General features: G+C 61.3%; 29 protein-coding genes and 1 tRNA gene. 16 read left to right on the plus strand and 14 right to left on the minus strand.

The genetic code is table 11. The features are described 5' to 3' along the window. Positions 1-46 precede the first annotated feature (46 nt). The gene (locus tag V6617_RS10220; protein ID WP_338606880.1) at positions 47-214 is read left to right on the plus strand and encodes a hypothetical protein; all 168 of its coding nucleotides are present in this window, start codon (positions 47-49) and stop codon (positions 212-214) included. A gap of 17 nt (positions 215-231) precedes the next feature. On the opposite strand, the gene V6617_RS10225 is transcribed toward V6617_RS10220, so the two are convergent. Continuing rightward, positions 232-1,794, minus strand: coding sequence for an MT-A70 family methyltransferase (locus V6617_RS10225; RefSeq protein ID WP_338606881.1), 1,563 nt, complete (start codon positions 1,792-1,794; stop codon positions 232-234). Between the two features lie 104 nt (positions 1,795-1,898). Here V6617_RS10225 and V6617_RS10230 point away from each other — a divergent pair, with 104 nt between their 5' ends. Further along, positions 1,899-2,831, plus strand: a complete 933-nt coding sequence (locus tag V6617_RS10230) for a pentapeptide repeat-containing protein (protein ID WP_338606882.1) — start codon at positions 1,899-1,901, stop codon at positions 2,829-2,831. A gap of 11 nt (positions 2,832-2,842) precedes the next feature. Here V6617_RS10230 and V6617_RS10235 read toward each other — a convergent pair whose 3' ends face one another. Together V6617_RS10235 and V6617_RS10240 are read right to left on the minus strand one after the other, a co-directional pair. Beyond that, positions 2,843-3,082: a hypothetical protein gene (locus tag V6617_RS10235; protein WP_338606883.1), complete on the minus strand. Its 240-nt coding sequence runs from the start codon at positions 3,080-3,082 to the stop codon at positions 2,843-2,845. Then, positions 3,079-3,570 (minus strand): phage regulatory CII family protein, encoded by a 492-nt coding sequence (locus tag V6617_RS10240; protein WP_338606884.1) that lies wholly within the window; start codon positions 3,568-3,570, stop codon positions 3,079-3,081. Before V6617_RS10240 ends, V6617_RS10235 begins: the two co-directional genes overlap by 4 nt. 136 nt (positions 3,571-3,706) lie before the next feature. On the opposite strand from V6617_RS10240, the gene V6617_RS10245 reads away from it, so the two are divergent. Next, on the plus strand, positions 3,707-4,093 hold the full coding sequence (locus V6617_RS10245) for a hypothetical protein (protein WP_338606885.1): 387 nt from the start codon (positions 3,707-3,709) through the stop codon (positions 4,091-4,093). Between the two features lie 5 nt (positions 4,094-4,098). Here V6617_RS10245 and V6617_RS10250 read toward each other — a convergent pair whose 3' ends face one another. Continuing rightward, positions 4,099-4,347 (minus strand): hypothetical protein, encoded by a 249-nt coding sequence (locus tag V6617_RS10250; RefSeq protein ID WP_338606886.1) that lies wholly within the window; start codon positions 4,345-4,347, stop codon positions 4,099-4,101. Between V6617_RS10250 and V6617_RS10255 the strand changes: the two genes are divergently transcribed. The 10 genes from V6617_RS10255 to V6617_RS10300 all read left to right on the plus strand — a co-directional run bounded on the left by V6617_RS10255 (position 4,346) and on the right by V6617_RS10300 (position 8,882). Then, on the plus strand, positions 4,346-5,146 hold the full coding sequence (locus V6617_RS10255; protein ID WP_338606887.1) for an XRE family transcriptional regulator: 801 nt from the start codon (positions 4,346-4,348) through the stop codon (positions 5,144-5,146). The genes V6617_RS10250 and V6617_RS10255 overlap by 2 nt on opposite strands. Before the next feature lie 86 nt (positions 5,147-5,232). Further along, positions 5,233-5,652, plus strand: coding sequence for a hypothetical protein (locus tag V6617_RS10260; RefSeq protein WP_338606888.1), 420 nt, complete (start codon positions 5,233-5,235; stop codon positions 5,650-5,652). After that, positions 5,649-5,837 (plus strand): ribbon-helix-helix protein, CopG family, encoded by a 189-nt coding sequence (locus V6617_RS10265; RefSeq protein ID WP_338606889.1) that lies wholly within the window; start codon positions 5,649-5,651, stop codon positions 5,835-5,837. The genes V6617_RS10260 and V6617_RS10265 overlap by 4 nt, the downstream gene beginning before the upstream one ends. 79 nt (positions 5,838-5,916) lie before the next feature. Next, positions 5,917-6,141, plus strand: a complete 225-nt coding sequence (locus tag V6617_RS10270; protein ID WP_338606890.1) for a hypothetical protein — start codon at positions 5,917-5,919, stop codon at positions 6,139-6,141. Then, on the plus strand, positions 6,101-6,328 hold the full coding sequence (locus tag V6617_RS10275; protein ID WP_338606891.1) for a hypothetical protein: 228 nt from the start codon (positions 6,101-6,103) through the stop codon (positions 6,326-6,328). Before V6617_RS10270 ends, V6617_RS10275 begins: the two co-directional genes overlap by 41 nt. Then, complete coding sequence (locus tag V6617_RS10280; protein WP_338606892.1) at positions 6,325-6,828, plus strand: hypothetical protein; 504 nt, start codon at positions 6,325-6,327, stop codon at positions 6,826-6,828. Before V6617_RS10275 ends, V6617_RS10280 begins: the two co-directional genes overlap by 4 nt. After that, positions 6,825-7,397 carry a hypothetical protein gene (locus tag V6617_RS10285; protein WP_338606893.1) on the plus strand — a complete coding sequence of 191 codons (573 nt, stop codon included), beginning with the start codon at positions 6,825-6,827 and terminating at the stop codon, positions 7,395-7,397. Before V6617_RS10280 ends, V6617_RS10285 begins: the two co-directional genes overlap by 4 nt. 81 nt (positions 7,398-7,478) lie before the next feature. Beyond that, positions 7,479-7,643: a hypothetical protein gene (locus V6617_RS10290; protein ID WP_338606894.1), complete on the plus strand. Its 165-nt coding sequence runs from the start codon at positions 7,479-7,481 to the stop codon at positions 7,641-7,643. Further along, positions 7,640-7,858, plus strand: a complete 219-nt coding sequence (locus V6617_RS10295; RefSeq protein WP_338606895.1) for a hypothetical protein — start codon at positions 7,640-7,642, stop codon at positions 7,856-7,858. The genes V6617_RS10290 and V6617_RS10295 overlap by 4 nt, the downstream gene beginning before the upstream one ends. Further along, positions 7,821-8,882 carry a tyrosine-type recombinase/integrase gene (locus V6617_RS10300; protein ID WP_338606896.1) on the plus strand — a complete coding sequence of 354 codons (1,062 nt, stop codon included), beginning with the start codon at positions 7,821-7,823 and terminating at the stop codon, positions 8,880-8,882. Before V6617_RS10295 ends, V6617_RS10300 begins: the two co-directional genes overlap by 38 nt. A 65-nt stretch (positions 8,883-8,947) precedes the next feature. Here V6617_RS10300 and V6617_RS10305 read toward each other — a convergent pair. From V6617_RS10305 to V6617_RS10320, 4 genes are all read right to left on the minus strand, one after another. Continuing rightward, positions 8,948-9,037: transfer RNA gene (locus V6617_RS10305), tRNA-Ser, on the minus strand. 76 nt (positions 9,038-9,113) lie between these two features. Next, complete coding sequence (locus V6617_RS10310) at positions 9,114-10,007, minus strand: DMT family transporter (RefSeq protein WP_338606897.1); 894 nt, start codon at positions 10,005-10,007, stop codon at positions 9,114-9,116. Positions 10,008-10,076: 69 nt separating this feature from the next. After that, on the minus strand, positions 10,077-11,045 hold the full coding sequence (locus V6617_RS10315) for a quinone oxidoreductase (protein WP_338606898.1): 969 nt from the start codon (positions 11,043-11,045) through the stop codon (positions 10,077-10,079). A gap of 8 nt (positions 11,046-11,053) precedes the next feature. After that, complete coding sequence (locus tag V6617_RS10320) at positions 11,054-12,124, minus strand: TerC family protein (protein ID WP_338606899.1); 1,071 nt, start codon at positions 12,122-12,124, stop codon at positions 11,054-11,056. 182 nt (positions 12,125-12,306) lie between these two features. Here V6617_RS10320 and V6617_RS10325 point away from each other — a divergent pair, with 182 nt between their 5' ends. Continuing rightward, positions 12,307-13,461 (plus strand): FAD-dependent monooxygenase, encoded by a 1,155-nt coding sequence (locus tag V6617_RS10325; protein WP_338606900.1) that lies wholly within the window; start codon positions 12,307-12,309, stop codon positions 13,459-13,461. Positions 13,462-13,512: 51 nt separating this feature from the next. Here the strand turns inward: V6617_RS10325 and V6617_RS10330 are convergent, their stop codons facing one another. The 3 genes from V6617_RS10330 to V6617_RS10340 all read right to left on the minus strand — a co-directional run bounded on the left by V6617_RS10330 (position 13,513) and on the right by V6617_RS10340 (position 18,098). After that, entirely contained in the window at positions 13,513-14,199 is a 687-nt protein-coding gene (locus V6617_RS10330) for an invasion associated locus B family protein (RefSeq protein ID WP_338606901.1), read from the minus strand. A 139-nt stretch (positions 14,200-14,338) separates the two neighbouring features. Then, a complete protein-coding gene (gene mfd / locus V6617_RS10335) occupies positions 14,339-17,821 on the minus strand; it encodes a transcription-repair coupling factor (protein ID WP_338606902.1) in 3,483 nt (1,160 codons plus the stop codon). A 4-nt stretch (positions 17,822-17,825) separates the two neighbouring features. After that, positions 17,826-18,098 carry a succinate dehydrogenase assembly factor 2 gene (locus V6617_RS10340; RefSeq protein WP_338606903.1) on the minus strand — a complete coding sequence of 91 codons (273 nt, stop codon included), beginning with the start codon at positions 18,096-18,098 and terminating at the stop codon, positions 17,826-17,828. Between the two features lie 175 nt (positions 18,099-18,273). Here V6617_RS10340 and recG point away from each other — a divergent pair, with 175 nt between their 5' ends. Both recG and mazG read left to right on the plus strand, forming a co-directional pair. Further along, on the plus strand, positions 18,274-20,331 hold the full coding sequence (gene recG, locus V6617_RS10345; protein WP_338610679.1) for an ATP-dependent DNA helicase RecG: 2,058 nt from the start codon (positions 18,274-18,276) through the stop codon (positions 20,329-20,331). A 73-nt stretch (positions 20,332-20,404) separates the two neighbouring features. After that, the gene (gene mazG / locus V6617_RS10350; RefSeq protein ID WP_338606904.1) at positions 20,405-21,220 is read left to right on the plus strand and encodes a nucleoside triphosphate pyrophosphohydrolase; all 816 of its coding nucleotides are present in this window, start codon (positions 20,405-20,407) and stop codon (positions 21,218-21,220) included. Here mazG and hflX read toward each other — a convergent pair. The 3 genes from hflX to V6617_RS10365 all read right to left on the minus strand — a co-directional run bounded on the left by hflX (position 21,212) and on the right by V6617_RS10365 (position 24,400). Continuing rightward, complete coding sequence (hflX, locus tag V6617_RS10355) at positions 21,212-22,567, minus strand: GTPase HflX (RefSeq protein WP_338606905.1); 1,356 nt, start codon at positions 22,565-22,567, stop codon at positions 21,212-21,214. The genes mazG and hflX overlap by 9 nt on opposite strands. After that, positions 22,564-22,809, minus strand: a complete 246-nt coding sequence (gene hfq / locus V6617_RS10360; RefSeq protein WP_014130571.1) for an RNA chaperone Hfq — start codon at positions 22,807-22,809, stop codon at positions 22,564-22,566. Before hfq ends, hflX begins: the two co-directional genes overlap by 4 nt. Positions 22,810-22,966: 157 nt before the next feature. Beyond that, a complete protein-coding gene (locus V6617_RS10365) occupies positions 22,967-24,400 on the minus strand; it encodes a potassium transporter TrkG (RefSeq protein ID WP_338606906.1) in 1,434 nt (477 codons plus the stop codon). Between the last annotated feature and the right edge of the window lie 41 nt (positions 24,401-24,441).

The following is a 24,441-nucleotide window of genomic DNA, read 5'->3' on the forward strand; positions in this document are numbered from 1 at the left end:
CCGACAACCAACGGCGACCCGACCGGCAGAGACGGGTGCAAGGGGGATGGGCAACCACAAGCAGATCCCAACCGTCATCCAGATGATCACGGACATCGCCAACGATATGACGATTGCTGCGATCCTCGGCTGGCAGCAGGTCGCAAGACCATGCGTCATGCCCCAGCGCCGCAAAGGCGCGCCGCACTATGCCCGAATACTCGCAGGCAACTAGAACGGTAAGAGATCCGGTCACGCCGCCCCTCCCCGTTCTGCATTGAGTTTGGTCATATTCTGCCGCGCCGCTGCCCGCTGGCGTTCTGGATCGGACAGGCCAAGCCGCTTGGCGCGCATCTTCACGGCGCTGCGGCCGAGGCCCGTCAGAGCCATCAATTCAGTGATTGAAGCATCGCGGGCATAGCCCTCGGTGATGATGGCGTTGATATCGGTGGGGCCGGAGGCGGATATGGGAGCTTCCGCCTCCGGCGAGGCGCTTTCATCGGCGGGGCGCGCTTCGATCCCCGAGGAGGAGCCGTCATGCACGGCTTCCGATTCCGTGTCGGGGGCTTCGAGCCCCCATGCATCCCAGCCCGGCCGGGCAGCGCGGGCATTGAGTTCGATCTTGGGCAGATTCGGGAAATAGGCTTCGATCAGCTCGGCAAAACGCGCCGGTTTTTCCGAATGACGCAGGGCGGGATGATCGATGACCGAAGGAAACTGTTCGCCCATGGCCGGGGCCACCACCTTGCCGCGCGTGCCGACCAGGAGCAATTCGTGGCCGTTGCGGAACCAGTAGCCTGTGCCGAGCATCAGACCGTCGTCCCCAGCCTTGCGCCAGATGGTGTGGGATTTGTAGGCAAAGCCCCAGGACGCCATGACGTCGAGCGCCTGGGGCAGCATGGGGGCTGTAGCCCACAAGAACAGCACGCAGTCATCGGCGGCGATCGCCGCGACCTCGCGCGCCTTTATGTCGGCCAGCTCCGAGGTCGGATAGTGATTGTCCGCCGCCCGGTCCAAGCCGGTTTCCCGACTGTAGGGCTCGAACTTCCATTCGGGGTCGGCATAGATCACGCCATAGCGCTTATCGGGTAGCGCCCGCTGGCGCCCGGCCAATTCGGCCTCGCGAACCTCGCGGCGCTGCTTTTTCTCGGCAGTCTTTTTCGCCTTGTCTTCCCTGATGATCGCATAGAGCGCGGCAGGATCGGCCGAGCGGATCAGCTCTTTCTGCTGGTCCTTGGGCAGTCCCGCCAACCCCTCGGCTTTCGAGACGGCGATTTCGCCGCGCTCGACGGCCGCCACCAGTTCATCATCGCCCTGCTCGATCACCTTACGGGCCGAGCGCACCGAGCGCTCGGAAACGTGCATGGTCTCGGCGGCTTCGACCTGGGTGACTCCGTGTGTAGCGGGAATCGCCTCACCGCCCTGTTCCACGTAAGAAGAATCCGGCAAATCTGCCGGTTTTTTCCAGAGCGATGGCCGACCGGGTTCCAGCGTGGCCAGTTTGGCGGCCACCATGGCGCGCTGGCTTTCCGAAAGGTGACGCCGGTGCAAATTCTTCGACAGCACCCAGACCAGAGGATCCTTCGGCGCTGCACGGGTGAAGGAGAGGTGGTCGAAATCGATTGTGTCGCGGAACCGGTCGAACCGGTTGAGGGCAACCAGCGCCCGATACCGGTTGCGCCCGTCGAGAATTTTCCCCTCGCGCAGGACGATCTTTTCCTGCAAGCCATGCTCGTTGATATCGGCAACAAGCCGGGAGAAATCCTCGCCCTCGATCAGCGGAAACAGATTGGCGATCGGGTGATATTCGAGCATCACGCGAGCCCTCCGGCGAGTTCCCCGTACGATGCCGTTGACAGTCTCCGGAGCCGCCCTACAATTTGAACAGTCGAATGGGGGCGATGATGAAGAAACGGCCAGTGCCAGACGCCGACCGGCTGGAGCGGATGCGGCGCAACATCCGCTCTATGCCTGCAGAGAGTCCGGGCAGAATACGACGGCTTTTCAGATGGATACGTAGTCCTGGCGGTCGCGATACGATTGCCGTCTTGGAATTGGTGGGCTTCCCCTTTGTCGCAATTACCCTTGTCCTGACCCTGCTCCAGTCGTTCGCGACCAATGAATCGTTGGCCGAGCAGCGCCGATTGGGCGGATATCAGATCCTTGCAAGTGATGGGGTGTCCACCGACGGCATTGCTCACGCCATAACCGCCGTAGCGGAGCCCGGGCTCGCGATCTATGACATTGAGTTTCCCTGCTTTATTGAACCACAGCAGATGGAAGCGGAACGAACATGTGGCAGCGTACTCAACTGGACGCTGGCGGGTGAAGGCCTCTCGCACGTCGCAATATATGGCTCTCGGCTCTGGGGAGCAGATTTTATGGCCGCCGCTATCGATCGCGTGATCTTTCGCGGTGTGGATTTCTCGGACTCGGCGCTTCGTGAAGGTGCTTTCACTAACAATGCCGTCTTTTCCTCCGACATGCGGCGTTTCAACTTCGAGAATGTTGATCTCGAGGGATCGTACTTCCTTGATGTCGACATGCGGGATGCGGCCTTTGAATCGGGAGCCTTTGGCAGTTTCACGATCGAAAACAGCGACATGTCCGGTGCATCGATCTGGGGTGGCAGCTTCGAAGAGCTTACCTTGCGCAATGTCGATCTGAGCGGGCTCAAATTCTGCCTCCTTTCGACTTGCGAAATTGATTTTGGCGCCATCAAACTTGACAAGGTTTATTACCGAGATGGCAGTCCTCCAGTGGGACTGGAAAACACGCCCATTGATCCCTCGGAAATTTATGTCTGCCCGCCGTTCACGTTTGACTTCGGTCCCGGCTGCAAAGCGGGGTAGGTTCCCGGTCATCAGAACTCCCCCAGCGTGCGCGTGACGCGATTGGTCAGGTTTGTATGTCCATCGATGCGCATGCCTTCGGTTTCGAACGCTTCGATGGCGCGCTTGACGCGCTGTACTTGGTCGGCCGGCAGGGTCAAAACCCCGCTCATGCCGAGATCGATTTCTAACTCGTGCAATCCGGACGGCTCGAACTTGCCCCGGGCAAGCATGGGGTTGGGATTGGCGCGCAACGGGACCTGGCGGTTCATGGCAAATCCTCGCTTTCGGCCATCTGGGCCACTTCGCGGCGCATCTTGACCAGTTTGGTAATCAGCTCTGAAAACTGCGGATCGAGTTTGCGGGCTTCCTCCGCATCAATCGTGCCATCGGCCCGGGCCTCACCCAGCTCCGTCAGCATTTGCCCGAAACTCTGGACAGTGCGCGCCGTGATGACGTCGATCCGCGCCGACGATCCGGCGACGGCCGGCAGCGGGATCAGAACGTGATCGGCCAGCTCGGCAAGTTTGCGGGTGACGGTCTGCTGGCCGCATTCGGCTTCAAGGTCCGCCACAACGTCCATTGGGGCGAACACGTCGACGAAATCGGGCTGGGTGGAGCCGTAGCGATCGATCTGCTGATGGGAAACGCGGGTGATCCGCTCTGCGGCGCGCGTGCCGCCTACCAGTTGCACGAGGGCGCGGAACGCCGCCTTGAGCGCGTCATAGTCGCGCTTGGGAAGGTGACGGGCCGAGCTCATGGTGCCACCTGCCCTGCGCCGCCACCATGACGGCCGCTGTTTTGACCTGTTTGGTGCTGCGATCTCAAACCAACGATCATTGGACACCGGTCCTGATGAGCGCTTTGATGGCGCTTTTTGCCATGGAGATGAAACGATGAAGGGTATTCCGAGGCGCGGGCCGAACCCCATGGAGCCGCTCAACCGCGCCATCATCGACAGCGCGCGCGCCCAAGCCCTGTTCAACGTCGCTTTGTGGCTGGCGCTCAACGCCGCCGACACACCCGAACGCCGCATGAGTGTCCTTGGCCTGCTCGACGGCATTGCCACCGGTCCCCGCACCTGGGACCCCTTCCCGATCGATTACGACCCAGCCACTGGTGATCCAGCGCCCGCCGATCTTGCGCATGAGTGGAAATTTGCCGCGCCGCCGGCCGACCGCATTCCACTTAACGCCTTGGCCCGCAGCGCCATCACCGAGGACATAAAGGCGCTTCGCGAGTTTATCGCGAACCCGCCGCCAGAATGGGATGATGAGGCATGAACGGGTCATTGGGCGACCTGCTGGGAAAGCGGCCGATCGAAATATCCTGGCCAATCGGTATCGGCGGGCCAGTTCTCGGACAGCCAAATCAGGAGCGAATCGAGCAGCCGAACCGTGATCGACGCCTTGCCATCGGCGACACGTGCGATGCGACGCTGATCACGAAACACCTGATAGCTCACCTGTTCGCGGGTCATTCCGGACCGGGCACAAAATTGATCAACGATGGCGAGGAGGCGTTCGGTGTAGGTCATGGCGCAACAGTTCATGTATTTTTACATGACTGTCAAGCGTCTTTACACGACCAATTTGCGTACCGATGCGTGTAAAGTTACACACATGGAAGATAAAGCCCGGGAATTGCTGATCGAACGCATCCAGGAGCGCTGCCGCGCACTGGGGATAACGATCAATGCCGCATCCGAACGGGCGGGATCACCTTCCATGATTCCGAACATTGTTTATGGCCGGTCAAAGCACCCGCGCATGGACACGCTGCAGCGGATCGCCGAAGCACTCGAAACCACGACGTCATACCTTTCCGGGTTGACTGAAAGCCCGGCACCCGATCAGGAGGCTGAATTCAGCATCGCCGGTGTTCCGCTGCCCAACCGCGCGGACCTCAACGACAATCTACCCGTCCTCGGAACGGCAGCCGGTTCGTTGATCGAAACCGCCGACGGCCATGCATTCGAGGGCTTCGAGATCGAAAGCCGTGTTGTGCAATATGTCCGCCGGCCGCCAGCTCTAAAGGATATGCCCGAGGCATATTCCATTTTCGTTGACGGCGATTCCATGTACCCGATGCACCCGGCCGGCGAACTGCGCTTCGTCAATCCGCACCTTGCCGTTTCGCCCGGTGACAGCGTCATCGTCCAGACGCGCACATGGGAAGACAAGCCGGGACAGGCCTACATCAAGACCTACCGCCGACGGGCCGGCGGCTACCTCATGCTCGAGCAGCTAAACCCTTTCGCGACCATCTCGATTCCGCAGCAGTACGTTCTGACTGTGCATAAGGTGATGACCGTCAACGAGTTGTTCGGCCTGTAGCGCTGTTTGTATTTTTACATGATCATGTATTGACCGTGTAAAAATACAAGACTATCGTCCCTCCAGTTTCACCACTGGAGGCAGACATGCTGCACACCCAACAGGCCGGCCCCGTCCAGCCCATTCCCAAACCCTCACTTCCTGTCGCCGAACGCATCGCGGCGATCATGATCGACCTGCAGGCCGAGGGCGCGGCTACCGAAAAACGCATCCTCGAGCGCATGGCGCAGGAGGGTCTGACCGAATTCGATCTGGCCATGTATGGGGCGCAGGCCGGCGGCATCGCCAATGAGCGCTTTATGCGCCGTGAGGATCACTCGGCCGCCAAACGCGCCAATCGCATCAAGGAAGCCGCGCGCCTGATCGGGCACCTCGTGCCTTCGACACAGGAAATCTGCGCCGCCCTGCAATCGCGCAGCTTCACCAAGCCCGAACTCGAAGACATCCTCCCCGAGGCCATCGCCTCGGCCGCCGACGCCTTCGCACACGCTGGCGGTGCCCAATGAGCCGCATTCTCACCATCCACCTGCCCGACGACACCGAAGCGCGCATGGAAGCCATCGCGCGCGAGCTCGGCCGCAATATTTCCGAACTGGCCGAATGCGCCGTCGCGGAAAGCGCGCTCGATTATTTCCGGGGCCGTCCGACCGATCAGGATCCTGCCCGCCAGCGCAAGAGCGTGGCGGCATGATCGAACTTCTCCAGACCGCAGCGCTCGCCATCGCCATCGTGGGCTTTGTCTGGGCCTGCGCCATCGAAGGATTCCGCCCATGAAGCGCCAGTCCCAACCCGTGCGCGGCACTATCCAGCGCAACCGGCCGGTATTTTTCGGCTGCGACGAAATCAACGATCCGGTGACCGGGCATGTCCGCTTTTCGCGGCCGCTGCGATCACCGGGCAGCGCGACACCGCATTTCCGCGTGGCCGTCGAATTATCCGATGGGAGGGCCGCAATTGGCTATTGGACGCCCGGTCGTCCTGTCGAGCTCACGTGAGGGCCTGACCATGGATCAGCCCCTCACCACCTTCCGCGTCCATCTCTCGGCCCAGCGCGGCACCGCCATGGTGCCGGTCACCGTCGATGTCACCGCAAAATCGCCCAAAGAGGCCCAGGCGCGCGCCAAGGCCCAGCCGGGCAATGAGGATGCCATCGTTCTCAAAACCAAGCAGGTGCGCTCATGAGCATCGTTCTCACCAATCAATGCTGCCCGTTCGACTGGGCGGACGAAGGCGTGCCCGAGCTTGGCACTTCGCCGTCCGATTTCATCGTGGAGCGCGACGGCATGCCTTACCTCGTCATGCTGGAGGATCGCGAAATGTTCCTCGACGGCACGCTGACGCCGGAGACCTGGCACATCGAGCCGCGTCCCCTCGCCATCGGCGACGAGATCGGCTTCGGCTATACTGAGAGTTTCGGCCATTTCCAGTATCTGCTCACTCCTGGGCCTGATGGTCTCGGGGTAAAGGTTCTGGGCGATTACCCGCCCCACGCCAATTTGTTTGGCAGTCCGTCCGACCTCATCATTGAGGGGACACCCGAGGAAGCGGGCCGCGAAATGGCCGAGAGCGGCGATTTCATCTCCACCATGGCCATCTGGTACTGGTCTGACGAGGTCACCTATGTCGTCACGGTCGACCCTGCCGGTTCCTTTGGCTTTGCGCGGAAGGGGCCGGTGCAATGAGCGAGCTTTCCCCCTACTGGATCAACATCGCCGGCGGAATCGCCTTCGATATTGCAAGGCCGACTGTCGCGATGATCGAGCCGCACGGCATCATGCACCATCTGGCGATGATTTCGCGCTGGGGCGGCAATGTTGCCTGGCCCTATTCGGTGCTGCAGCATTCTATCCTTGTGGCCGAAAACCTTACGCAGACCGAAGACAAAATCTACGGCTTGATCCACGACTGGCCCGAGGCGCTGCTGGGCGGCGATGTCGCCACACCATGGAAGCTTTATTTCCATTCCAAGGGGCTGGACGTGAACGCCATCGAGCGCCGTTTCATGAATTTGATCTATCAGCGCCTCGGCATCCCCGCGCCCTCGCGCGAGACGGCCGAACGCGTACACGAAGCCGACCAGCGCGCCCTGGCCACCGAGTTCCGCGACGTGGTGCACGGCAAGACACCCCACTGGTGCCCGCTCGCCCCGCCCTATGGCCGCGCCATCAAATACGTGCCCTGGGACAAGAATCTCGAACGGGCCTATGTGGCGCTCGACAGCTACCTCTATTTCGCACGGGAGTCAGCCTGATGACCCCGGAGCAATATGCCGAACAGTCCCTCGGCGGGCGCGTTGATATTCGCTTACCGTTGGCGGATCAGGAGAAAACCAATGGCTGACTCAAACCAGCATCTTTCGGTTCACCGCGAAATCGAAGCCATCAAGGAGGCCGTTGCGCTGAAGTCTATCAACGCCTGTGCCGACTGGCTGCGCGATCGCGGTCATCCCGAACTGGCCCAGGAGTTGCTCGACGACATGATCGAGGCAGCGCAATGACCCGGCCCGCCGTCTTCACCCAGGGCGATATCTCGAAGCTGCTCAAGGGTGCAAGGTCGGCAGGCTATTCCGTTTCACGCGTCGAAATTGACCCCACTGGCAAGATCGTTGCACAGTTGGGAGAAGGCGGCGCCCCCTCCCTGGAGAATGGCGACGATGAGTGGGGAAACGCGATCAGTGCCAAAAAAGAACGGGCTGCCCAGGAACGTAACTGAATTTCAGGACAGGCACGGCCGCTGGCGACTGCGGTTCCGTATCAAGGGCAAGCCGACATATTACTTCAAATCCCGTGCACACACTCCTGAATTCTATCAGGAACTGGAAGCCTGCCGGTCGGGCGTTGCAATGGAACCCCAAATTGCGGTGCGTACCGCCCAGCGCGTCAAGCCTGGCTCGATGTCTGCGCTGATAGCTCACTATTACAACAGCCCGGAGTTTCGCGGGCTCAAGGATTCCACCAAGGTGACCTACCGAGGCATCCTGGAGCGCTTCCGCGAGGATTACGGCCATCTTTCTGTCGCCGGCTTGCAGCGCACCCACGTGCGCGCGATTATTGGCGAAATGGAGGATCGTCCTGCCGCTGCCAACAACCTCCTGCGCCGCCTCAAGATGTTGATGTTGATCGCCATGGATGATGGCTGGCGGACCGATGATCCGACCTATCGTGTCAAGGGATTCAAGATCGATAGCGATGGCTTCCACACCTGGAGCGATGATGAGATCGCCCAGTATCGCAAACGGCACCCGGTGGGCTCGAAAGCCGACCTCGCCCTGACCCTGCTGCTCTACACCGGCCAACGCCGCTCTGACGTCGTTAAAATGGGTTGGCAGCACATTGATGGCGACCGGATTCGCGTTCGCCAGACCAAGACCGGTGCGTTCATTTCGATTCCCATGCACTCCGAACTCAAGGCGGCAATCGCTGGCCTGCCGAAGGAGAACATGACGTTTCTCATCACCGAGTACGGTAAGCCTCATTCGGTCAAAGGATTCGGCGCGTGGATGAAAAAGCGCGCCACCGAGGCCGGCCTTAAGGATTGTTCCGCCCACGGCCTGCGCAAGGCGGCGGCAAGACGCCTTGCCGAAGCGGGATGTTCGAACCAAGAAATCAAGGCGATCACCGGCCACAAGACCGACAAGGAAGTCGGCCGCTATACCGCTGCCGCCGACCAACTCCGCTTGTCCGACCGCGCCATTAAGGCGCTTGAAGGGTCAGACCGTGAACGCAAGAATGGCTAACCTCGAAAAAGGTTAGCCAAAAACACCAGCTAAGCGATTGATTTCATTCGTTCCAAAAGCGGAGGTGGCGGGTGGGGGGAGATTCGAACTCCCGAGACGCTCTCACGCCCGCCGGTTTTCAAGACCGGTGCAATCAACCACTCTGCCACCCACCCGTTGAGCCGCAAGCCCATGTGAGGGCTGGCCGATTGATTTGCGGTTTAGCTGTTCGGTGCGAAGCTGTCCAGAGGATCAGATGACCGTTACCGGCGGTTTGCGCCGCGGGCGGGCAATCATGTCCTTGGAGGCCAGCGCCGCACCGCCCGTGATGAGCAGGCAGGCGAGGGCGACGGGCATGGTGAGGGCGCTGATGCCGAAGACGATCAGCAGCAGGGTCGAGAGCAGCGGTGCAGCATAGCTGGCTGCGCCGAGGACCTGGATGTTGCCATGCTTGACACCGTAGTCCCAGACAAAGAACGCGCCCCCCACCGGCATCAGGCCCATGCCGAAGACGGCCAGCCATTGAACGGTATTGGCGGGCATCACCGTTTCCTCGAGCGTTATGTGGCAGACAAGCGAAAGAAGGGCAGCGGCGGCGCAGTACCAGGTGACCATGCGCGTGGGGACCTGGGCGAAGCGTCGCGAGATCAGTGAATAGCTGGCCCAGGTGAAGGCGGCGAGGACGCCGATACCGTAGCCGAACATATATTCGGGCTCGAAGGCAAAGCGGCCGCCATTCGACACGATCAGCACCGTTCCGGCCAGGCCCAGCAAGGCGCCGGCCACGTGATGCCAGCGCAGCCCTTCGCCGGGCATCAGGGCTGAGCCCAGAACAATCAGCAGTGGCCACAGGTAATTTATCAGATTGGCCTCGACCACCGGAGCGTTCCGGACGGCCGAAAAATAGAAGAAATGATAGCCGAACAGGCCCGCAACGCCGACGACCCAGGCCATGAGCGGGACTTTTGCAGCCGGCGTGCGGGGCTTGCCGCGTCGTCCGGTTGCTGCAAGGCCGACAAGCGTCGCCACGGCAAACGAGAAGGTGCACAAGAGAAATGGTGGCACCTGTCCCGACAGGCTCGAGAACAACGCCAGAAGCGACCACATAAGGATGGCCGAAAATCCAATCAGCGTTGCACGAACCACCGGTTATTTCCCTGCCTGCCGCCTTGGACGAAGGCCGTATCACAGCCTTCGTCCCCGCGACAGAGGCAATCAGGGCAGCAGGATGGTCGAGCCGACGGTTTTGCGGCCTTCGAGCGCCCGGTGGGCATCGGCAGCTTCGGAAAGCGCAAAGCGCTGGCCGATATGGGGTTTGACGGCGCCCGATTCGACAGCCGCGAAAAGCGCCTTGGCGCCGGCCAGCAGAGCCGGACGTTCGGCGAAGTAGTGGGCGCCTGTCGGGCGGGTGACAAACAGCGAACCCTTGCGGGCCAGAATGCCCAGATCGGGGACGGAAACCGGGCCGGTGGCGTTGCCGTAGCTGACCATGAGGCCCATCGGCCGCAGGCAATCGAGCGATTTCTCGAAGGTGTCCTGCCCTACCCCGTCGTAAACCACATCGACGCCCTTGCCGTTGGTCAATTCGCGGACGCGCACGGCGAAATCTTCTTGCGAATAGTTGATCACCTCGTCGCAGCCATTGGCCTTGGCCAGCGCGACCTTATCGGGATTGCCAGCGGTGCCGATGACGCGGGCACCGATCGATTTGGCCCATTGGCAGGCAATGAGCCCCATGCCACCGGCCGCGGCCTGAAACAGGATGGTTTCGCCCGAACGTACGGGCCATGTGAGAAACAGCAGGTAGTAGGCCGTGAGGCCCTTGAGCATGATGGCGGCCGCGGTTTCGTAATCAATCGATTCGGGCAGCAGAACGGCCTTTGCCGCCGGCATGATCCGCTCCTCGGTGTAGGCACCGATGGTGCCCTGATAGGCAATGCGATCGCCGGGCTTGAAGCCGGTGACCCCGGCGCCAACCGAAATCACCTCGCCGGCGCCTTCGGAGCCGGGAATCAGGGGCAGCGGATTGGGATAGAGACCGGTGCGGTGATAGGTATCGATGAAGTTGACGCCGATGGCGTGATGGCGGACCCGAATTTCGCCCGAACCGGGCTCTCCAACCTCCACATCGCGGAAATCGAGTGCTTCGGGGCCACCAAATTGGTCAACGACAATGGCTTTCATATTCCTGCCTATTCTCTTCTTCTGGCCGTGCGCAGCCTCGGAGGGCGGCGCCTGAGTACGGGTTTTTTCCGGCGCGACCTTTGCACAGCGGTATCGCGTTCGCCAAGGGGCGGTTCGTCGCTGTCGGGGATTTCGTCCGGCAACGGCCCCTCGGCGGGAGCAGGTTCGTTGATCTCATCCGGCGCGGGATCACTGAAATCTTCGGTTTCCAAAACGGTATCGGGTACGTCCTCGAAGATGGGGTCCACTGACCGCGGCGCGCTGGCGGACCCATCATCGGGAACCGGAATAGATGGCTCCAGGCTGGGTTCGGCGCGATCCTGGACGGGCATGGCGGCGGGCATCGAAATCGATGGCTGGCTGGCAGGCGTGCGATAGATGAGCTTGGAGAAGCCGAGCACGAGCAAGCCCGCGCCAATGGCGATGTAGAGATAGTCGCGGAGAACCGACATGCCGAGGCCCTCAGCCATCAGCACGGTGCCCACGACGAACAAGATACCCAGCGCCACCGCCTGGATCGCGGCGTGGCGGGCGATGAATGAGGCAATGGGACCGGAAGCGAAAAAGAGGATCACGATCGCGGCAATTATGGCGATGACCATGGCCGGAACGTAGGCCGTCATGCCGATGGCGAGGATGATCGAATCGACAGAAAAGATAACGCTGAGGGCCACGAGCTGGGCGATTGCCAGCGTGGGGCTTTCGGAAAATGCCGGGTCGGGGCCATCGTGAGGAACCAGGTGGGGTTCAACCATAAGGTGAAGTTCGGTGACGGCCCTATAGATCAGAAACAGGCCACCGGCCAACAGGACGACCCCGCCCCAGGTGGGGGACCAGCCGGCGATGCTGAAGGCCGTTCGCTGCAGGCCAAGAAGCCAGAGCAGAATCGCCAGCAATGCCAATCGGAAGAGAGTGCCTAAGACGGCTGTCAGGACCTTGGCGCGGCGACGCTGCTCATCGGCCAGGCCCGCTGCCCGGCTCAAACTCTGATTGGCGTTTTCGGCTCCCAACACCACTTCGATGCAGGTCAACAGAATGAGGCTGGCCCAGAAGGCCGGTTCGACGACGAAATCCAGCATTTTTGCCCTCAGCGGTTGGAACACGGGCATCCATCTGATGCCCGTGGCAAGAACGGCGACCGCCCCGGCGCGCGATGTGTGCACATTTGCGGGCAACAACGGCAATAAAGCGGCAGAGCCATTTGCGCGGCTTGCGAGGGCGATCCCGGCGGCTTACATCTTGATCAATCATCGAGGTGAAAATGGCCAATCACACACAGGTCGCCGTTATCGGCGGCGGGCTCGTTGGCAAGGCGACCGCGGTTGCGGCGGCCAATGCCGGGTTCTCAACCCTTCATGTGGCACCCGACGCGCCTGTGGACCGCAGGACTTCGGCGCTGATGGGGCCGTCGGTCGACTACATGATCGACGCAGGGTTGATCGATGACCCTGAAACGCTGGGCACACCTCTCACGCGCATCCGGATCATCGATGCGACCGGCAGGCCTTTACGCGCGCCGGAGACCGTATTCAGTGCGTCGGAAATCGGGCACCGGGCCTTTGGATGGAATTTTGCCAATGCCCGGCTCGGGGAGAGTTTTTCGCAGGCAGCAGCGGGGAATGAAAACCTCGACCGCCGAGCCGCGACGCTCAAATCGGCAAGTCGGGTCGATGGGGTGTGGCATCTCGAACTTGGCGATGGCGGCACATTGACTGCCGAGTTGCTGGTTGGGGCCGATGGCAAAGGCTCCAGCGTGCGCAAGGCCGCGGGGATTTCGATGCGGGAGCGCAAGTTCGACCAGGCCGCACTCGTTTGCGATCTGGAGCTTGAGCGCGGGCTCGATGGGGAATCGGTGGAATTTCACTATCCCAATGGGCCGTTCACGCTGGTTCCGGCGGGTGGAAATCGCGCCAATCTGGTGTGGATCGACAGGCTGGAAACACTTGAGGACGCGCGGCGAGAACCGGAGCACCTAATTTCCCTTCTCAACGCAAAGTCGGGGCACCTTTTCGGGACGATATCGGCGGCCAGCCCCAGTTTCGTGTTTCCGCTGTCACTTCTCTCGGTTGATGTGGCCGGGCGCGACGCTGCGGTGCTGGTGGGCGAATCGGCCCATGCGTTTCCGCCCATCGGCGCACAGGGCCTCAATCTGGGTCTGCGGGACGTGGCAAACCTTAACGCCTGCCTCAAGGCGGCCAATCCGGGATCATATGGCTGGGCCGATGCCGTGGCGCGCAGCTATGGCGGGGCCCGGCGGGGCGATCTGACGCGGACCGGGGCTTTTGTTGGCGGCTTGTTTACGTCCCTGCTCTCGCCTCATTTGCCGGCCCAGGCGTTGCGGAGCGTGGGGCTTTGGGGACTCAAGACAATCCCACTGCTGCGAAAACAGGCTATATCTTTTGGGATGGGACAATAAAAAAGGCGGACCGAATGGTCCGCCTTTTCCGTATGAAAATCCGGTTGCGCCTTATTGGGCCGGCGCTTCTTCGACGGGAGCACTTTCGGCCGGAGCGGCCTCGCCGCCTTCCATCTCCTCGCGGAGTTGGTTGGCACGGTCCTGAAGGACATTTTCAAGCACGTTCTCGGTCGAATTGGCCTGGTTGAGCTCTTCGATCGAGACGCCTTCGGGATTGTCATAGACTGCCGTGAAGCCCGCGAGCGTGATATCGATCGTGATATCTTCGTTCTGACGGTTCTTGGCGGTCAGGGTAAGGGTGCTGCCGCGCTTGAGGCTCTGGATGTAGGATTCGTTGATAACGAGCTGGGCAGAGCAGGCCTGCGGGTCGCACAACATGTAGGGGACGCGCACGGGCTTGCCGCTGTCGATCTGCCAGGTCAGGCCGAAGGGCAACAGCACGCCGATCGGGACGGAAGCGACAGCAAGAAGACGGCTTTCCTGGCTGGGATCGTCGCGCAGGAGGAACGAGCCCGTGAACACGCCGGTGTTGCTGACAACCTGGCGCATGATGCACGCTTGGCCGCCATCGTCGAGATCGCTACAGACCTTGAGCCAATTGTCTTCGGCCGAGCCCTCAGAGGTTTCGGCCTGGTCGATCATTCCCGCGTCTGCGGACTGCGCATGGACGGCGCCGGCCATTGAAACGGCCAGTCCCGTGGCAACAGCGCCGGCAAGTATCGCGTTTTTGAGTTTCATGGACATTCCTGTTGCTCTGGGCAGGTAGACCCTGCCGGAATCATAAGGTTCAGACACGTTCAAGAGCGGCGAAATCGGGCAATAGCATGACGTTGAGACACTGCCAATGCGCTTGGACCACTCGTGTTGCTTAAAGGTGTCACTGGCCAGCGGCGAGGCCGGCCAGTCGCGAAAGGATCGCAGCGCTGCCTTTGAGCCGCTGCTCGGCAGTCGGCCAGTTGCGCGCGAACATGATTTTCTGATCGGGACGCAGCCGGGCCGCCTGGCCAGGATCTGCAATATGGCGCACCAATCCGGCAGGATTTGGGAAAACGCCATTGCGCAGCGTGATAAGCGCGCCCTTGGGGCCGGCATCGACCTTTTCGACATTGGCGGCACGACACAGGGATTTGATGAGCACGACCTTGAGCAGCGCCTCGACCTCCTCGGGCAGTGGGCCGAACCGGTCGATCATTTCCGCGCCGACGCCGTCGATTTCGTTGGCATCGGTCAGATCGCCCAAGCGGCGGTAAAGCTGCATACGGACCTGAAGGTCGGGCACGTAGGCCTCCGGGATCATCACGGGCATGCCAAGAGAAATCTGCGGCGACCACTGTCCGGCCTCTTCCTCCTCGGCCGACTGCCCTGCCCTTAATGAGGCTACCGCCTCTTCGAGCATGGACTGGTAGAGCTCGAACCCCACTTCGCGGATGTGGCCGGACTGCTCTTCGCCCAGGAGATTGCCGGCGCCGCGAATATCGAGATCGTGGCTGGCAAGCTGGAAGCCGGCGCCAAGCGATTCGAGGGATTGGAGCACCTGGAGGCGGCGTTGGGCCTGATCATTGAGCTTGCGGTCTGCCGGCACCGTGAAAATGGCGTAGGCGCGGGTCTTGGAACGACCGATGCGCCCACGGATCTGATAGAGCTGGGCGAGGCCGAACTTGTCGGCGCGATGCACAATGAGCGTATTGGCTGTCGGCACATCCAAGCCCGATTCCACGATAGTGGTGGCGACAAGCACATCGAACTTGCCATCGTAAAAGGCGTTCATGGTGTCATCGAGCTGTTGTGGCGCCATTTGCCCGTTGGCGACCACGAAACTGACCTCGGGAACATGGTCGGTCAGAAATTGCGCGATGTCGGCCTGATCGGAAATGCGCGGGCAGACATAGAAGGCCTGCCCACCACGATATTTTTCGCGCAGCAGGGCTTCACGCACGACAAGCGGGTCGAAGGGCGACACGAAGGTGCGGATGGCGAGGCGATCGACGGGAGGCGTCGCAAGCAGCGACAGGTCGCGCACGCCGGTCAGGGCCAGTTGCAGGGTGCGCGGGATGGGCGTCGCCGATAGGGTGAGCACGTGGACGTTGGCGCGCATCTCCTTGAGGCGCTCCTTGTGTGCGACGCCGAAATGCTGCTCCTCATCGACGATCATCAGGCCAATGTCGCGGAACTGAATCGATTTCGACAGCAGGGCGTGGGTGCCCACGACGATATCGACGCTGCCGTCCTTGAGTCCTTCCTTGGTCGCCTTGAGTTCGGCGGCGGGCACCAGCCTGGAAGCCTGACGCACACGCACCGGCAGACCGGAGAAACGGTCCGAGAAGGTTTTGAAGTGCTGGCGGGACAGCAGGGTCGTGGGCACGACAATGGCGACCTGACGCCCGCTCATGGCCATGACGAAGGCGGCGCGCAACGCCACTTCGGTCTTGCCGAAGCCCACATCGCCGCAGACCAGCCGGTCCATGATGCGACCGGAAGTGAGGTCGTCGAACACGGCGTCGATAGTCGCGAGTTGATCCTCGGTTTCCTCGTAAGGGAACCGGGCGCAGAACTCGTCGTAAGCGCCCGTCTGGACTTCGATGGGATCGGTATGGGCCGTCTGGCGGGCGGCAGCGATCTTGATGAGCTGCTCGGCCATGTCGCGGATGCGTTTTTTAAGCTTGGACTTCTTGGCCTGCCAGGCGACGCCGCCCAGTTTGTCGAGTTCGGCGCCTTCAGCGCCATAGCGCGAGAGCAGTTCGATATTTTCGACCGGAAGGTAGAGCTTGTCGCCTTTGGCGTATTCGATCTCGACGCAATCATGGGGTGCGCCCTGCACCTCGATGGCTTTGAGGCCGATGAACCGCCCGATGCCGTGATCGACGTGGACGACAAGATCGCCAGCAGAAAGCGCACTCGCTTCGGTGAGCGCGTCGGACGCCTTTTTACGCCGGGTCTGGCGGATGATGCGTTCGCCGAGGATGTCCTGTTCGGACAGGACGGCGATATCATCTGTCAGATAGCCGGTTTCGAGTGGCAGGACGACGAGGCCGAGCTGGCCGATTTTGAGCAGATCGACCTGTTTCCAGTTCTCGAGCTTTTTGACTGCCTTAAGGCCGTGATCCTTGAGCACCTGGCCCATGCGATCGCGGGTGCCTTCGGTCCAGCATGAAATGACGGTCCTACGCCCTGCCCTCGCCTCGGTCTTGATGCGCGAAATGACCGCTTCAAACAGGTTGGTATCTGCCGCCTGGCGTTCGGCGGCAAAGCTGGGCGCCAGATGACCGGCGCAGTCGATGACGGGCAGGTTCTCATCGGCGGGCAGGAAGGGCGAAAGTTCGGAAATCTCGTGGCCACGGGCCAACTCGTATGGCCCCTGCTCCACGTTATAGAGCAGTTCGGGTTTAAGCGGCTTGTAAGGTGCGCCGGCGGTGCTGCCCTGCTCGCGGGCCTCCTTGCGGGCGCTGTAATAGTCGAGGATCTGGTCGCGGCGCTCGGCATAGGCCTCGCGCGACTGATCGTCGAAATAGACAGGGGCATCGCCGATATAGGCGGGCAGCGTTTCCATCTCATCGTAAAAGAAGGGCAACCAGTGCTCTATGCCCGCAAAACGCTGCCCGGCGCTGATGGCGCCATAGAGCGGGTCGTCGGCCGTGTTGCCACCGAAGGCTGTTGTGTAGTTGCGGCGGAAGCGGCGGATGGTGTCTTCGTTCAGCATGGCCTCGCTCATGGGAACGAGGGTGACCGATTTGACATTGCCGGTGGTGCGCTGGCTTTCGGGATCGAAAGCGCGAATGGTTTCAAGCTGCTGGCCGAAAAAGTCAAAGCGCAGTGGAGCATCGTGGCCGGCGGGGTAGAGATCAACCAGTCCGCCCCGCACCGCGTATTCGCCGGCTTCGCGCACCGTGGGCACGCGCAGATAGCCATTGTTGGTGGCCCATCCGATCAGCTTTTCACTATCGACCATGCGTCCGGCCGCTGCCGAAAATGTCATGGCGGCGACCACATCACGCGGCACGACGCGCTGAATGAGCGCATTGACGGCGGTGAGGACGATGGCGCCCTTGATCGCGGGATCGACCAGTTGGGCCAGGGCCGACATGCGGGCGGCGATGGTTACGGCGTTTGGCGAAACGCGATCATAGGGCAGACAGTCCCAGGCGGGAAAGATCAGCACGGGATGGCCGGGCAACATGGTTTGCAGGATATCGGCCATGCGCTGCAGGCGACGACCATCACGCGCAACAAAGACAATAGAAACAGGTGCTTGTGGCGTTTCTTTCAGACGGTTTTCTATTTCGCGCGACAGCACCGCCGGCTGCATGCCGTCGGGAAGGTTGGCCAGAATCCTTGAGGGTCTGTCGCGCAGCAAATCGTCCATGAAACTAGTTCTGTGAAATCTTGTGGTTGCGGATCGTGTCGATCAGGTCGCGATCGGCGGTGTCGGGAATGTCGCTCTGGCCCATGAGCCAGGCCTGAAGGTCGGTTTCCTCGTGGTCCATCAGGGCCTCGAGGCGATCGAGCATTTCGGCATCGAGCGATTCGAGATGATCGGCGACGAATCCGCCGATCAAAATATCCATTTCCTGGGTGCCGCGATGCTGGGCGCGGTAAAGCGCGCGCTTGCGGCGCATTTCGATGGCGTTTGTGTCGGTCATGGTCCAGACAGATATTGAGGCTCGGGACCGCAGTTATTAGAGACATTTGGTGGCGCTGTCAGCCTTTTGCCATGGCACACAAGCATATATCGTTCCGTTTCCGTTCATATTAGCCCAGTTTTGAGTCGTGCCCCGCCCCGATCTGCTGAACCCGCTGTTCAAATCGCTCAAATCGATGAAAGGCGTCGGGCCGCAACTGGGCGCGCTGTTCGCCAGGTTCTTTGGTGCGCCCGACGGGCAGGACGCCGTGGTTCTCGATGTGCTCATGCACATGCCGTCCGGGGTTATCGATAGGCGCGCGCAGAACGGGGTGGCCTATGCGCCTGTCGGATCGATCGCCACGCTGAAGCTTCATATCGACGAGCATATCGTGCCGCCACGCAACAGCCGGGCGCCGTTGCGAATCAAGGCGCATGACGAAACCGGAGAGATCACGCTGAGCTTTTTCGGGGCTAGAGGCGGCTGGGTGGAAAAGCAATTGCCGATCGGCGACATCCGGTACGTCTCCGGGGAAATCGGTTTTTTCGGTCGCGAAAAGCAGATGACGCATCCCGATTACATCGTGGAGCCCGACAATCTCGCGAGCCTGCCGATGGTCGAGCCGGTTTATCCGCTCACCCACGGGCTTTCGTCACGGGCTCTGCGCAAGGTGATCGCCTCGGCCCTCGATCTCGTGCCGATCATTCCCGAATGGACGGGCAGAGACCGGCGCACCATCATGAACTGGCCGGGATTTTCCGAGGCGCTGCGCCATATTCATGCGCCGCAGCGGCCGAGCGAGGGCGACATCGTTTCACCCTCGCGCATGCGGCTGGCTTATGACGAATACCTGGCCGGACAATTGGCGCTGTCTCTGATCCGGGAAACCATGGTCAAATCCTCGGGCATTGCGCGGCGCGTGACCGAAGAGATCACCGATAAGGTAGAGAGTGCCCTACCTTTCGCGCTGACCGATGGGCAACGACTGGCGATTTCGGATATTCGCGAGGATCTGGAAAAGCCGACCCGCATGTCACGGCTTTTGCAGGGCGATGTGGGGTCGGGCAAGACAGTGGTGGCTCTGATGGCCATGGCGATGGTGGCCGAGGATGGCGGGCAATCGGCCTTGATGGCGCCGACCGAACTTCTCGCGAGCCAGCATTTCCGGACACTCCAGCCGCTGGCCGAAAAGGCCGGGCTCAAGACCGTGCTGATGACCGGGAAAATGCCGGCGTCGGAAAGGCGGACGGCGTTGGCCGGGCTGGCCGATGGATCGATCACCATTGCCGTGGGTACCCATGCGCTGTTCCAGAGCGGGGTGGAGTTTGACAATCTCGGACTGACGGTTGTCGACGAACAGCACCGGTTCGGGGTGCATCAGCGGCTGGCGCTGTCCGAAAAGGGGCACAAGACGGACCTGCTGGTGATGACGGCGACGCCCATTCCGCGCACGCTGGTGCTGACTCATTTCGGGGACATGGACGTTTCGGTGCTGCGCGAAAAACCGGCGGGACGGCAGCCCATCGACACGGCGACGCTGCCGATTTCCGAATATGAGCGCGTTGTGGGCCGGCTGGCATCGCGGCTTGCGGAAGGCGCGCAGGCCTATTGGGTGTGCCCGCTGGTCGAGGAAAGCGACGTGCTCGACGTTGTAGCGGCAGAGGACCGGTTTGCGGAACTCAAGAAGAGCTTTGGCGACCGGGTGGAACTGATCCACGGACGGATGAGCGCGGCGGCCAAGCAGGAGGCGATGGCGCGGTTCTCTTCAGGCGATGCCCAGATTCTCGTCGCGACAACGGTGATCGAAGTGGGGGTCGATGTGCCCAACGCGACGATCATCATCATTGAGCATGCCGAACGGTTCGGACTGGCGCAGTTGCATCAGTTGCGCGGCCGCGTGGGGCGCGGATCGGCGCGCTCGGTGTGCCTGTTGCTCTATTCCGAGCCGCTGAGCGAAACGGCCAAACAACGCCTCGAAGCCATCCGCCAAACCGATGACGGATTCGAGATTGCCGAAAAGGACCTCGAATTGCGCGGCCAGGGCGATTTGCTGGGCACGCGGCAATCGGGCATGCCCGGCTATCGGATCGCCGTTCCGGACGTCCACAAGCATCTGCTGGAAATGGCGCATGACGATGCGCGGGCGGCGCTTGAGCGCAATCCCGGGCTCAAGGGGCCGGAGGGCGAAGCACTGCGGTCGCTGCTCTATATTTTCCGCAAGGATCTGGCCATTCCGCTGATCAAGGCGGGCTGACCGGGGTGGCGACCCGCCGAGGAGCCGGCTAGAACTGGTTCACCATCACCACTCTTTGTCCAAGGTTTTTTCCATGCAGCCCTCCCGCGACATTTCCCGCCTTATCGAGATCATGGCGCGCCTGCGCGACAGAGAAACAGGTTGCCCCTGGGATATAGAGCAGGATTTCAGATCGATCCGGCATTATACAATCGAGGAAGCCTATGAGGTGGCGGACGCGATCGAGCGCGAGGACTACGAGGATCTTCGCGATGAGTTGGGCGATCTTTTGCTACAGCCGATCTATCACGCGCAGATGGCCAAGGAAGAAGGCCTGTTCGAGATCGGCGACGTCATCTATGCGGTCACCGAAAAGCTGATCCGGCGCCATCCACACGTGTTCGGGGACGACGAGTCCGGGAATGCCGCATCGAGCGAGAAACGCTGGGAAGCGATCAAGGCTGGTGAGCGGGCGAAGAAAGCCGAACGGCGTGGCGGAGAAAAGCCACCGTCCCTGCTCGATGATGTTCCCGCTGGGCTACCGGCGCTGACGCGAGCGGGAAAACTGGCCAAGCGCGCCGCGCGGGTGGGTTTCGATTGGCCGGATACTGCATCGGTCATTGCCAAGATCGATGAGGAACTGGGCGAAGTCCAGGAGGCGCTTGCCGGGCCGAGCGAGGCGGCCAAGGCCGAGGAAATCGGCGACCTTTTGTTCGCAGTCGCCAACCTTGCCCGTCATGCGGGTATCGACCCGGAAGCCGCGCTGCGCGATGCCAATGCCAAATTCGTACGGCGGTTCGAACATGTGGAAGCCCGGTGCCGCGAGAACGAGATCGAGATTTCCGAGGCGGGCCTTGAACGGCTGGATCTTTACTGGAACGAGATCCGCAAGGCCGACAAATCAGCTTGATCCGTCGAGACCGGTAATCCGGCCGGCGAATTTTTCCGAAAACTCGGCACGGTGCCGGGGCAGAACCCGGACAGTGTAGCGCGTGCCTTCATCGTCGGGTTCGCCGCGCTCGACAACTTCAGCGTTGGCGTAAAGCCAGCCTGTTTCAGAACTCGATTCGTGCGGAATCAGGACACTGAACAGGCGCGAATCCTGGGCCAGCGTTTTTTCGACGGCAAGGAGAAGGTCGGGCAGCCCCTGGCCGGTCACGGCCGAAACCGGAATGGCGGCCGCGACTTTTCCCGCTGGCGTGATATTCGCCAGGCCGTCGATGGCTTCGGCAGGCAGGCTGTCGATCTTGTTCCAGACCTCGATGATCGGCGTGGTTTCGCCGGTGACACCGAGCGAAGCCAGAACCGAGAGCACGTCGTTTGCCTGTGCCGGATGGTCGGGGTTGGAAACGTCGCGGACGTGCAAGATGACCTGGGCCTGCGTTACTTCCTCGAGCGTACCGCGAAAGGCGGCCACAAGATCGGTCGGCAGATCGGAAATGAAGCCAACGGTATCGGACAGGATGACGTCGCGGCCATGGGGGAGCGAGGCGCGGCGCACGGTGGTGTCGAGCGTTGCGAACAACAGGTTCTCAGCCATGACCCCCGAGCCGGTGATGGCGTTGAACAGGCTCGACTTGCCGGCATTGGTGTAACCGACCAGCGCGACGACGGGGAACGGCACAGAATCGCGGGGGCCGCGCTGCAGCTGACGGGTGCGGCGCACCTTGTCGAGGCGGCGCTCGAGAACGAGAATGCGGTCCTGAATCTGGCGTCGGTCGGATTCGATCTGGGTTTCGCCCGGACCGCCAAGAAAGCCGCCGCCGCCGCGCTGACGCTCAAGGTGGGTCCAGGAGCGGACCAGACGGCCCTTCTGGTAATTGAGATGGGCGAGTTCGACCTGCAGCACACCCTCGCGGGTCGCGGCGCGCTCACCGAAGATTTCGAGAATCAGCGCCGTGCGGTCAAGGACCTTTACGCCGATCTCGCGTTCGAGATTGCGTTGCTGGATGGCCGAGAGCGGCGCATCGATGACCAGCAGTTCAATCTCTCGCTCCTTGGCCCACTCGGCAAGCTGCTGCACCTGCCCGCCACCGAGATAGGTCGACGGCTTGATTTCGCGCACGCGCAGGATTTCGGTGAACACCAGGTCGAGCGCTATGGCCGCGGCAAGCCCGATAAATTCGGCATGCCGCGCCTCGGCCGGGCGCGCATAACGGTTATGCCTGACGTCGGGGGTTACGAGACCAGTGCGTGTGGGGACTTCGCGAAGGTCCACGAAGCCCTTGCCATCGTCGTCGTCTTCTTTATCGATCAATCGGTGTTGCTCTCGGGGTCGAACAGTTGAATGGGTGCGCCCGGCATGATCGTCGAAATTGCGTGCTTATAGACCAGTTGGCTCTGGGCATCGCGACGCAGCAACAGACAGAAATTGTCGAACCAGGTGATGACGCCCTGCAATTTGACGCCGTTAACGAGAAAGATCGTCACCGGAACCTTGTTCTTGCGAACGTGATTGAGAAAGGCATCTTGAAGGTTCTGCACCTTTTCACTGGGCATTGTACGGCCTCTTGTTTGCGTCGGACATGGAGCACCGGTCAGACGCCCGACCGACTTTTTGTTTGACAACCAGCTTGGGTGCCGCCCTGCCCGTTTGACGCATTACATGTCAACTCGGTAACTATTGCATATCTCATGGAACGAGCCTAGAGCGGAATTACCAGCGATTTCCTGTAATTGCCGCCAGCACCACCAGGATTTCGATGCGGGCGATGGTGGCCAGTGCGGCGATCGTTAGCAGGGTGGCGTCGGACGCAACGCCCTGGGACAGCCCGGGAACAGCAGAGTCGACGAGATTGCCGACCTGTGAAAAGGCCCCCGCTGCAAGTGCCATGGCGGAAGGCAGGGAATGGCCCTGTGCGGCGAAGATCAGCAGCGCAATGGTGACGGCCAACACGCCGAGGAAAAAGGTGCTCCACACGGATTTGGCGATGATGCGCTGCTGGGTGTCGTATTGCACGTCGTCTCGCAGAATGGCGCTGGGATAAACGAGCCTGTCGAGTTCGTTGCCCACATGCTTGAGCATGGTGAGCAGGCGAAACGCCTTGATGCCTCCGGCCGTCGAATATGAACAGCCGCCAATGAAAACGATAATGAGAATGGCCTCAAACGGTATGGAAACCCCCAGTCGCAGATCGTGGGTGATGCCGGTCGTGGTGGCGATCGAGATCATGTCGAAGACGTAATTGAAGGCGCTTTCAAAGCCCGGCCGACCGAGCGGCGGCGCGAAAATGGCTGCAAGGATGGCCATAACCACCAACGCGCCGATGGCCGCGAGATAGCGCATGCCTTCGTGATGTTCACGCGAGCCTTCGCCGCCCCGGGCAACAAGCAGGCGGTGCCAGATTATGCTGGTTGCGCCGATAAGCATGAAAACCATCATGACAATTTCGGCGAGCCGGTTGTCGAGGACGGATGTCGTCGATCCCGGGGGCACGAATCCGTTGGTGGAAAGCATGCTCATCGCCACGACAATGGCGTCGTCCGCGGGGACCCGCACGATGATCAACAACATGGCGCAGGTAATCGTCAGGGCCAGATAGGGCGCGGCGATCGATTGCAGCGTGACGAAAATGCGCGGATCGTTTTCGGTGCGGGCGTGCTGGACCTGCCGCAGGTTTGCGTTGGGTATGCCGCCCACCCGGTATGGCCCCAACACATAGACGGCCAGCGTCAGGGTTGTCAGGCCGCCCACCCATGCCACCGTGGCCCGGTAAAAGGTCATGGACGGCGACAAATCGGCGGGCGGGCGCAGGGTTGCCCCAAGCGTAACGGCGGCCGAGCTGGCCTCGAAAATGGCCGGGACGAGCTGTTGGCCCTCGACCAGAATGAAAAGGGGCACGGCGGCGGCAATCAATGACAGCCATACGGTAATGGCCGCCATGAATACCCCTGCCCTGTTAAGCGTGCGCGCCCGCCGGCTGAGCGAAAGAATGGTGACAGCGGACAGAAACCCGTACCCGACGGCAACCAGAAAAATCGCCTCGAGGGCGCGCCAATTGCCTTCGACCAGCGCAACAAACAGCGGCAACACCAATGAGAGGGCGAAGACCCCGAACACACCGGCCGATAGAATTCCGATGGTGGGCAAACCCATCCCCTCTCAGGACATCTAGATCGTGTCAGTGATTC

Source organism: Pelagibacterium nitratireducens (assembly GCF_037044555.1).
GTDB lineage: Bacteria > Pseudomonadota > Alphaproteobacteria > Rhizobiales > Devosiaceae > Pelagibacterium > Pelagibacterium nitratireducens.

Excerpts from the sequence above, each read along its gene's own strand:
- hfq (WP_014130571.1), bottom strand. The coding sequence starts at position 22,809 with ATGCCCAGTGAAAAGGTGCAGAACCTTCAAGATGCCTTTCTCAATCAC.
- V6617_RS10340 (WP_338606903.1), bottom strand. The coding sequence starts at position 18,098 with ATGACCGACACAAACGCCATCGAAATGCGCCGCAAGCGCGCGCTTTAC.
- V6617_RS10290 (WP_338606894.1), top strand. The coding sequence starts at position 7,479 with ATGGCTGACTCAAACCAGCATCTTTCGGTTCACCGCGAAATCGAAGCC.
- mazG (WP_338606904.1), top strand. The coding sequence starts at position 20,405 with ATGCAGCCCTCCCGCGACATTTCCCGCCTTATCGAGATCATGGCGCGC.
- mfd (WP_338606902.1), bottom strand. The coding sequence starts at position 17,821 with ATGGACGATTTGCTGCGCGACAGACCCTCAAGGATTCTGGCCAACCTT.
- V6617_RS10235 (WP_338606883.1), bottom strand. The coding sequence starts at position 3,082 with ATGAACCGCCAGGTCCCGTTGCGCGCCAATCCCAACCCCATGCTTGCC.
- V6617_RS10295 (WP_338606895.1), top strand. The coding sequence starts at position 7,640 with ATGACCCGGCCCGCCGTCTTCACCCAGGGCGATATCTCGAAGCTGCTC.
- V6617_RS10220 (WP_338606880.1), top strand. The coding sequence starts at position 47 with ATGGGCAACCACAAGCAGATCCCAACCGTCATCCAGATGATCACGGAC.
- V6617_RS10280 (WP_338606892.1), top strand. The coding sequence starts at position 6,325 with ATGAGCATCGTTCTCACCAATCAATGCTGCCCGTTCGACTGGGCGGAC.
- V6617_RS10255 (WP_338606887.1), top strand. The coding sequence starts at position 4,346 with ATGGCGCAACAGTTCATGTATTTTTACATGACTGTCAAGCGTCTTTAC.
- V6617_RS10265 (WP_338606889.1), top strand. The coding sequence starts at position 5,649 with ATGAGCCGCATTCTCACCATCCACCTGCCCGACGACACCGAAGCGCGC.
- V6617_RS10225 (WP_338606881.1), bottom strand. The coding sequence starts at position 1,794 with ATGCTCGAATATCACCCGATCGCCAATCTGTTTCCGCTGATCGAGGGC.
- V6617_RS10270 (WP_338606890.1), top strand. The coding sequence starts at position 5,917 with ATGAAGCGCCAGTCCCAACCCGTGCGCGGCACTATCCAGCGCAACCGG.
- V6617_RS10285 (WP_338606893.1), top strand. The coding sequence starts at position 6,825 with ATGAGCGAGCTTTCCCCCTACTGGATCAACATCGCCGGCGGAATCGCC.
- V6617_RS10325 (WP_338606900.1), top strand. The coding sequence starts at position 12,307 with ATGGCCAATCACACACAGGTCGCCGTTATCGGCGGCGGGCTCGTTGGC.
- V6617_RS10240 (WP_338606884.1), bottom strand. The coding sequence starts at position 3,570 with ATGAGCTCGGCCCGTCACCTTCCCAAGCGCGACTATGACGCGCTCAAG.
- V6617_RS10315 (WP_338606898.1), bottom strand. The coding sequence starts at position 11,045 with ATGAAAGCCATTGTCGTTGACCAATTTGGTGGCCCCGAAGCACTCGAT.
- V6617_RS10260 (WP_338606888.1), top strand. The coding sequence starts at position 5,233 with ATGCTGCACACCCAACAGGCCGGCCCCGTCCAGCCCATTCCCAAACCC.
- V6617_RS10245 (WP_338606885.1), top strand. The coding sequence starts at position 3,707 with ATGAAGGGTATTCCGAGGCGCGGGCCGAACCCCATGGAGCCGCTCAAC.
- V6617_RS10330 (WP_338606901.1), bottom strand. The coding sequence starts at position 14,199 with ATGAAACTCAAAAACGCGATACTTGCCGGCGCTGTTGCCACGGGACTG.
- V6617_RS10320 (WP_338606899.1), bottom strand. The coding sequence starts at position 12,124 with ATGCTGGATTTCGTCGTCGAACCGGCCTTCTGGGCCAGCCTCATTCTG.
- recG (WP_338610679.1), top strand. The coding sequence starts at position 18,274 with ATGAAAGGCGTCGGGCCGCAACTGGGCGCGCTGTTCGCCAGGTTCTTT.
- V6617_RS10250 (WP_338606886.1), bottom strand. The coding sequence starts at position 4,347 with ATGACCTACACCGAACGCCTCCTCGCCATCGTTGATCAATTTTGTGCC.